Source organism: Vibrio sp. V39_P1S14PM300 (assembly GCF_009904765.1).
Classification (GTDB): Bacteria; Pseudomonadota; Gammaproteobacteria; order Enterobacterales; family Vibrionaceae; genus Vibrio; species Vibrio proteolyticus.
The window spans coordinates 1-8,192 of the sequence record NZ_WXWP01000031.1 but is presented as its reverse complement, the minus strand read 5'-3'; the positions used below and the strand labels follow the sequence as shown (position 1 = coordinate 8,192).

7 protein-coding genes are annotated in these 8,192 nt (G+C 52.8%); 4 read left to right on the top strand and 3 right to left on the bottom strand.

The features are described 5' to 3' along the window. The 4 genes from CAG65_RS01875 to CAG65_RS01860 form a co-directional block, all read left to right on the top strand. Positions 1 to 984, top strand: a 984-nt coding sequence (locus CAG65_RS01875; protein WP_237668718.1) for a questin oxidase family protein, incomplete at its 5' end; no start/stop codon positions are given. Beyond that, complete coding sequence (locus tag CAG65_RS01870) at positions 981 to 1,397, top strand: VOC family protein (protein WP_161451784.1); 417 nt, start codon at positions 981 to 983, stop codon at positions 1,395 to 1,397. The genes CAG65_RS01875 and CAG65_RS01870, both read left to right, overlap by 4 nt. After that, the gene (locus tag CAG65_RS01865; RefSeq protein ID WP_161451782.1) at positions 1,390 to 1,995 is read left to right on the top strand and encodes a flavodoxin family protein; all 606 of its coding nucleotides are present in this window, start codon (positions 1,390 to 1,392) and stop codon (positions 1,993 to 1,995) included. The genes CAG65_RS01870 and CAG65_RS01865 overlap by 8 nt, the downstream gene beginning before the upstream one ends. A 35-nt stretch (positions 1,996 to 2,030) precedes the next feature. Further along, positions 2,031 to 2,900 (top strand): LysR family transcriptional regulator, encoded by an 870-nt coding sequence (locus tag CAG65_RS01860; RefSeq protein WP_161447832.1) that lies wholly within the window; start codon positions 2,031 to 2,033, stop codon positions 2,898 to 2,900. Here the strand turns inward: CAG65_RS01860 and CAG65_RS01855 are convergent. The 3 genes from CAG65_RS01855 to carA all read right to left on the bottom strand — a co-directional run bounded on the left by CAG65_RS01855 (position 2,827) and on the right by carA (position 8,186). Then, positions 2,827 to 3,606 (bottom strand): TSUP family transporter, encoded by a 780-nt coding sequence (locus tag CAG65_RS01855; protein WP_161451780.1) that lies wholly within the window; start codon positions 3,604 to 3,606, stop codon positions 2,827 to 2,829. The two genes, CAG65_RS01860 and CAG65_RS01855, sit on opposite strands and share 74 nt — an antisense overlap. Positions 3,607 to 3,798: 192 nt before the next feature. Next, positions 3,799 to 7,029 (bottom strand): carbamoyl-phosphate synthase large subunit, encoded by a 3,231-nt coding sequence (gene carB, locus CAG65_RS01850; RefSeq protein ID WP_161451777.1) that lies wholly within the window; start codon positions 7,027 to 7,029, stop codon positions 3,799 to 3,801. 17 nt (positions 7,030 to 7,046) lie between these two features. Continuing rightward, positions 7,047 to 8,186, bottom strand: a complete 1,140-nt coding sequence (gene carA, locus CAG65_RS01845; RefSeq protein ID WP_021705976.1) for a glutamine-hydrolyzing carbamoyl-phosphate synthase small subunit — start codon at positions 8,184 to 8,186, stop codon at positions 7,047 to 7,049. Between the last annotated feature and the right edge of the window lie 6 nt (positions 8,187 to 8,192).

Here is an 8,192-nt window from a genome sequence, read left to right as displayed (position 1 = left end):
GGTTGCGACATGAGCAATGTCTCCCAAACCACTCAAACACTTCTCAATGCTAACCAGGCCTTTGCGCCGAATTATCAGGGAAAATTAAGCAATCATCTTTCAATGACATTGATTGCGCTCGAACGTTGCGGAGCTTCAGCCGAACGAATCCAGGCGTTTTACGACCACTATTGCCAACGTTTGGATCCCTTGGCAACGCACCAGGATGACGCTCCGCTGCGTTATGGCCAGCCTGAACAATTTGTCCGTTTCAGGCAGCACTACCAGTTGCAGTTGGAAACATTCGGGGTGGCGCAAACCCTGCATTCTCACCTTGATGAGCTGATTGCTGGCGTGAGTGCGGCCGCTTTTCACGCTCTCATCCGCCTCGCCTATGCACTAGAAGCAGAAGATATCCAGGAAATCGCCGCCGCGCTGGCGTACTGGGCCACTGAGTATCAACCGCTGACCGAACTAGAGTGTAGCTACGATTACGATGCGTCAGAACACATTCAGCGCGCTTACGCGCTCTATCACGACTTTGCATTTTCACCAGGCATCATCGTGGATCGTGTCCGCCAGATTATCAGTGCCAAGCAGTACGCCGCCATCGCAACCATTCCTTATGACCTGTCGGTCGAACAGGTCGCCCGGATCACGATAGAACAGTATCGTGGCAGCGACGATTTTACGCTGCTGCATGGAGTGACAGGTTTTGATGCCTTTATGTCGCTTCGCCACTACCTGAGTGACCCACAGAGAGGGCTACACTATTTCTGGCAGGCCTATGTGGCGGCGTTTGCTTCAACCAGCAACCAGTTGACCACTCAGGCGTGGTTGCCCGCCCCGGCACAAACGTGGCCGAACCTGATGCAACGAGCCGCACTCAGCCAGGACGACCATACCATCAAACTGACATACAGCTGCGCCAGGTTAGCCTGGCAGTTCCCACTCAATGCCTATCAGGAAGCGATCGAAACGCGACTGGTTAAGGAAGGACTATGAAAGCATACGTTGAGCACGCCAATCTAACGGTCGAAAATATCGACAACACCATTCGGTTTCTTGAGACGGCGATCCCTGAATTTGCGGTTCGCCACCGCGGCTTCAATAGCAAGCACTGGTGCCACATCGGCAGTGAGGACTCCTACCTGGCGTTGCAGGAACGAGAACCCAAAGATCAACCTTATCAACAGCGTACGCCCTACTATGACATTGGCGTCAACCATATCGGTCTGGTGGTCGGTGATGTGGGTCAAGTCCGGCAACGCCTGCTGGCGGCGGGCTATCAGGAAAACCCAATGTCGGTCTCGGAAGCGTTTCGCAAGCGGATCTACTTTTACGACACCGACGGCATTGAGTGGGAGTTTATTGAGTATCTCAGTGAGAAACCATCGGAGCGCAATCATTATGAATAATCCCCCTAAAGCCGCCGTCGTGTATTTTTCTCAGCATGGCATGACTGGCCTGCTCGCCAGTCATATCGCCGAAGGCGCCGCCAGCGCAGGTTGTGACGTGGAACTGTGCCGCATTGCTCCGGACACGATTGTCGAAGGGCGTTATCACAACGCCGCACTGTTTGACACCCTGAACCAATGTGACGCAATTATTTTTGGCAGCCCAACCTGCATGGGCTCACCGAGCGCACAGTTCAAAGCGTTTATGGATGCCAGCTGCGATTGCTACAGTAACAAAGCGTGGAAAGATAAGCTGGCGGGAGGCTTTACCACCGGAGGCAGTATCAATGGCGAGCAGCAACAAACGCTGCTCGCATTCATCACTCTGGCCTGTCAGCATGGCATGCTCTGGGCCGGACTGGATACGTCGCAGTTTACCGACTCGTCGGGCCTCAACCGAACGGGATCCAGTCTGGGGTTGGTGGCGAGCCCGGATGAACAGGGCAACGTACACCCGAACGATCTGAAAACGGCGTTCTACTACGGTCAGCGCCTTGCTGCCCTACTGATGCTCCCCGCAAAACACGGCACGCTGTTCAGGCGCAAGAAAGTGGAGTAGATTATTTCATCCATTCCCAACTTTCATGGATAAGCATGTTACTCGAAGGCATTGAAACGCTGCTGGTGCTGAGCAAAGAAAAAACCATGAGCCGCACTGGCAGTGTACTGTACATCAGCCAGTCGGCCGTCAGTAAACGAATTGCGAATCTGGAGCAGAGACTGGGCAAAAAGCTGATCGAACCGAGTGGACGGCACATCAAACTGACAGCAGACGCCTGCGCTCTGATCGACAGTATCGGCCCCAGTTTTAATGAACTGCGTGGGCTGATATTCGATCAGCAATCATTGCAGGACGACAGCCTGCTGAGGATCGACTGCTCGGAAACCTTATTGGCCGGTTATCTGGGCCCGGCACTGCAACGTTATATGCAAACCGACCGTCATCTCACCTTGACCACAAATCACACCCCCAGGATCATTGAAAACGTGCAGTCCGGTAAGGCAACCATCGGCTTTTGTGCCGGCCACCTGCCGGCGCACCATGGGTTGCTGAGTTTTCACCTGTGTGATGAACCGTTTATGGTCGTATTTCATCGCCCGTTGACGACAATTCCGGAGCAACTGCTGACCAATGATCTGATCAACCCGGCCAACAGCTACCAGCGAGCGGCACTGGCCAAACTGGGTGTTCAGCCTCTGATGGAAATGGATTCCTATACCGCGACGGCGCAACTGGGCTTGGCTGGCGTCGCCCCCGCACTGGTGCCACTCTCCATCATCCAAGCCCTGTCTATTGCTCCAGAGCACTGCTTCAGTTTTGCCCAACTCAAGCCGCTCTATCGTCCGATACATCTGTGTGTCAGGCCTAAAAGCTACCAGAGCGAGCGGGTTAAAACAGTGATAACAACCATTGCTGATGCTGTTCCCACAGCAGTTTTGCTGCCATCAACATCGACATCGTGATCACCAAAGGCCGAATCCATTTCTGGCCTTTGCTCACCACCACTTTGGCGCCAAGGCGGGCACCGATAAATCCACCGACCGCCATCACCAGCCCCAACTCCCAGATCGGCAGCCCAGCCATAATGAAAAACAGCAAAGCCGCAATGTTGGAGGTAAAGTTCAGCACCTTGGTTCTGGCGGTCGCTTCCACCAGCGAGCAGTGTGCGATCACCACAAAACAAACGGTGAAGATCGAACCGGTTCCCGGGCCAAAAAAACCATCGTAGAAACCGACTCCTCCCCCAACAGAAAAGGCGAACAGTACCTGCGGTAATTTAGGTTCTCCGCCACTCACCCGCGTCTGCGGGGAGAGAAGAAAATAGAGTGAGATGGCCAACAACAGCAAAGGAATTAAGCTAGTCAGCACCGATGCATCAATGTATTGCACCGCTTCCGCCCCCACGGCGGATCCGACAAACGTACAGGCGATCGCCAGTCGCATCTGTTTCAGACTGACAATGCCATTGCGAACAAAATACCAACTGGCCGAAAAACTGCCGAACGAGCTCTGCAGCTTGTTGGTCGCAAGTGCCTGAGTCGGGGGAATGCCAGCCGCCAGTAAAGCGGGCAGCGTCAATAAGCCACCGCCCCCGGCCATGGCATCAATAAAACCGGCGGCGCCCGCCACAACAAATAAAATCGCCAATAATTCGAAAGAGAGTTCCATTGTCTTCCTGTAGACATTCATCAACTTATGTGGACGAAATTATCACCATCCTGATCACACGCCCAGCGAAAGCTAAGATAGCAATCTATTCCCTATTTTCATCATTTATTTAGCGACAAAAAAAGCCCGCTCAGAGAGCGGGCAATGAGGTTGTCGTATAAGCCTAACATCGAGGCTTATTGTATTATTGGATTACGCCAGGCTTTGTTTCACCTTAGCGTGCAACTCCTGAACAGAAGTGACCGACATTTTCGCATCAGCGGTGTGCGCCATGCAGGTCGCAAACGCGGCGTTCAACGTTGTGGTGTAGTTCACTTTCTCAGCCAATGCGCCGCGGCGCAGAACTTTCGAATCTTCAATAGCCTGACGACCAGCAGCCGTGTTGACAATGTAGGTGTATTCGTTGTTCTTGATCCGGTCAAGAATGTGTGGACGGCCTTCGTGTACTTTGTTCACCAGACGTGGGTTGATACCCGCTTCGCCAAGAATCACGGCGGTACCGTGGGTTGCATCCAACTGGTAACCCAGCTTGACCAGCTTAGACGCCAGGTCAACCACACGCTCTTTGTCGCCTTCACGCACCGACAGAAGCGCACGACCACCTTCAGGGTAAACCGCGCCACAGCCAAGTTCCGCTTTTGCGTAAGCCTCAGCAAACGTCGTACCCACACCCATGACCTCACCGGTTGAGCGCATTTCAGGGCCCAATAGTGGGTCAACACCAGGGAATTTGTTGAATGGAAGCACCACTTCTTTCACTGAGTAGTATGGAGGAATGATCTCTTTGGTAAAGCCCTGAGACTCTAGAGATTGACCCGCCATTACACGCGCCGCGATTTTCGCTAGAGGTGCTCCAGTCGCTTTCGATACGAATGGTACCGTACGCGCAGCACGCGGGTTCACTTCGATGAGGTAAACGTCGTTGTCTTTCACCGCAAACTGCGTGTTCATCAAACCGCGTACACCCAGTTCGAACGCCAGCTTCTCAACTTGCTCACGCATCTTGTCCTGAATTTCCTGACTGAGCGTGTATGCAGGCAGTGAACATGCAGAATCACCGGAGTGGACACCCGCTTGTTCGATGTGCTCCATGATACCGCCAATCACCACGCGTTCGCCGTCACAGATAGCATCGATATCCACTTCCGTCGCATCATCCAGGAAACGGTCGAGAAGGACTGGCGACTCGTTGGATACACTGACCGCCTCGTTGAAATAGCGACGCAGATCTTGCTCGTCGTAAACGATTTCCATCGCACGGCCGCCCAGAACGTAAGACGGACGGACAACCAGTGGGAAACCGATATCTTTCGACTTCTCAATCGCCTGCTCCATCGTGGTGACTGTCGCGTTTTGCGGCTGAAGCAGACCCAGACGCTCAACGGCAGCCTGGAAGCGCTCACGGTCTTCCGCTCGGTCAATCGCATCAGGACTGGTACCTATGATTGGCACGCCTGCCGCTTCCAGGGCACGAGCCAGTTTCAGTGGTGTTTGACCACCATACTGAACAATCACACCTTTTGGTTTTTCAACGCGAGCGATAGACAGTACATCTTCCAGTGTGACGGGTTCGAAGTACAAGCGGTCAGACGTATCGTAGTCCGTCGATACGGTTTCAGGGTTACAGTTCACCATAATGGTTTCGTAACCGTCTTCGCGTAGCGCCAGTGACGCGTGTACACAACAGTAGTCGAATTCGATACCTTGGCCGATACGGTTTGGACCGCCGCCAAGAACCATGATCTTGTCTTTGTCAGTTGGGTTCGCTTCACACTCTTCATCGTAAGATGAGTACATGTAAGCTGTATCTGAAGAGAACTCAGCCGCACACGTATCCACACGTTTGTAAACCGGGTGAATATCGAACTGTTCACGCGCACGGCGGATTTCGCTCTCGGCCACACCCAGCAGTTTCGACAGGCGCGCATCTGAGAAACCTTTACGTTTCATCTGACGAAGTACTTCTTTAGTCAAACCCGCGTAACCGCCCGCTTTGACTTGCTCTTCCAGTTTCACCAGCTCTTCGATTTGCACCAGGAACCAGCGGTCGATTTGCGTCAGGTTGAACACACCATCGACTGACATCCCCGCACGGAATGCGTCCGCGATGTACCAGATACGCTCTGCACCCGCTTCTTTTAGCTCATGACGAATCTTAGTCAGTGCGTCTGGCGCTTCGAGATCCACCATTTCATCAAAGCCAGTCGCGCCCACTTCTAGGCCACGCAGCGCTTTGTGCAGAGATTCCTGCTGGTTACGGCCAATCGCCATCACCTCACCCACCGACTTCATCTGAGTAGTCAGACGGTCATTCGCACCCGCAAATTTCTCGAAGTTAAAACGAGGAATCTTAGTCACGACGTAGTCGATAGTTGGTTCGAATGATGCTGGCGTTGCACCGCCAGTGATGTCGTTCTGTAGCTCATCCAGGGTAAAACCCACCGCCAGTTTCGCGGCAATCTTCGCGATTGGGAAACCGGTGGCTTTTGAGGCCAGAGCAGACGAGCGAGATACACGTGGGTTCATCTCGATGATAACCATACGGCCATCTTTCGGGTTGATACCAAACTGTACGTTTGAACCACCGGTTTCTACACCGATTTCACGCAGCACCGCTAGCGATGCGTTACGCATCAGCTGGTATTCTTTGTCGGTCAGTGTTTGCGCTGGTGCCACTGTGATGGAGTCGCCGGTGTGGATACCCATTGGGTCAAAGTTCTCGATAGAACATACGATGATACAGTTGTCCGCTTTGTCGCGAACCACTTCCATCTCATACTCTTTCCAGCCAATCAGCGATTCATCGATAAGCAGTTCGTTGGTCGGAGACAAATCCAGACCACGGCGACAGATTTCTTCGAACTCTTCTTTGTTGTATGCGATACCGCCACCGGTACCACCCATAGTGAACGACGGACGGATGATACAAGGGAAGCCAACCATGTCTAACACTTTGTAAGCTTCTTCCATGGTCTTCGCGGTATCGGCGCGAGGACACTCAAGGCCAATAGACTTCATCGCTTTATCGAAGCGAGAACGGTCTTCGGCTTTATCAATCGCGTCAGCCGTGGCACCAATCATCTCTACGCCGAACTCTTCAAGAACGCCGTGCTTCTCCAGATCCAGAGCACAGTTAAGCGCCGTCTGCCCACCCATGGTTGGCAGTACCGCGTCCGGGCGCTCTTTCTCGATGATCTTGCGTACCACTTCCCACTGGATTGGTTCGATGTAGGTCGCATCCGCCATTTCCGGATCAGTCATGATGGTGGCAGGGTTCGAGTTCACCAGAATAACCCGGTAGCCTTCTTCACGCAGGGCTTTACACGCTTGTGCGCCAGAGTAGTCAAACTCACAGGCCTGACCGATAACAATCGGACCAGCACCAAGAATAAGAATACTTTGAATGTCAGTACGTTTTGGCATTATCTACTACTCCGAAATTAAGCGCTGTGTTGTTTGATTAGTTCGATAAAGTGGTCGAAAAGCGGCGCCGCGTCATGTGGACCTGGGCTCGCTTCTGGGTGACCTTGGAAACTGAATGCTGGCTTATCAGTACGGTGGATACCTTGTAGCGAGCCATCAAATAGCGAGACGTGAGTAGCACGTAGATTTTCCGGCAACGTTGCTTCATCAGCGGCAAAACCATGGTTTTGCGAAGTAATCATCACAACGTTGCGATCTAAGTCTTTCACTGGGTGGTTAGCACCATGATGACCAAATTTCATCTTCACCGTTTTGGCCCCCGACGCCAGCGCCAGAATTTGGTGTCCTAAACAGATACCGAAAACCGGCAGGCCTTTATCAAGGAATGCTTTGGTTGCTTCAATCGCGTAAGTACATGGCTCTGGGTCACCTGGGCCGTTTGACAGGAAAACACCGTCTGGGTTGAGGGCCAGAACGTCGTCTGCTGAAGTTTCAGCAGGCACCACCGTCAGGCGGCAGCCGCGGTCAACCAACATGCGCAGGATGTTGCGTTTTGCACCGAAGTCGTACGCCACAACGTGGTAGGGCAAGTCGCTGTCGTTTTTCGCTTCTGGAAGTCCACCCTCGAGCGTCCACGAGCCCTGTTTCCATTGATACGCTTCTTTTGTTGTAACTTCTTTCGCAAGGTCCATACCTTTAAGGCCGGGGAATTCTTTTGCTTTGGCCAGCGCCAGAGCTTCGTCCAGGTTGTCACCGGCCATGATGCAGCCGTTTTGTGCGCCTTTCTCACGCAGAATGCGAGTCAGCTTACGCGTATCAATATCTGCGATGCCAACGATGTTCTGTGATTTAAGGTAATCAGAAAGGGATTGTTCACTGCGGAAGTTGGAAGCGATGAGGGGGAGATCGCGAATCACAAGGCCTTGTGCATGGATGGAAGAGGATTCTTCGTCTTCGGCGTTGGTGCCGGTATTGCCAATGTGAGGATAAGTAAGAGTAACGATTTGCTGAGAATAGGAAGGATCAGTGAGGATTTCTTGGTACCCCGTCATCGAGGTATTAAAAACGACTTCACCAACGGACGTGCCATCTGCTCCAATGGAAACTCCGTGGAACACTGTCCCATCTTCTAGGACTAACAGTGCTGACTTACTCAAGACAAC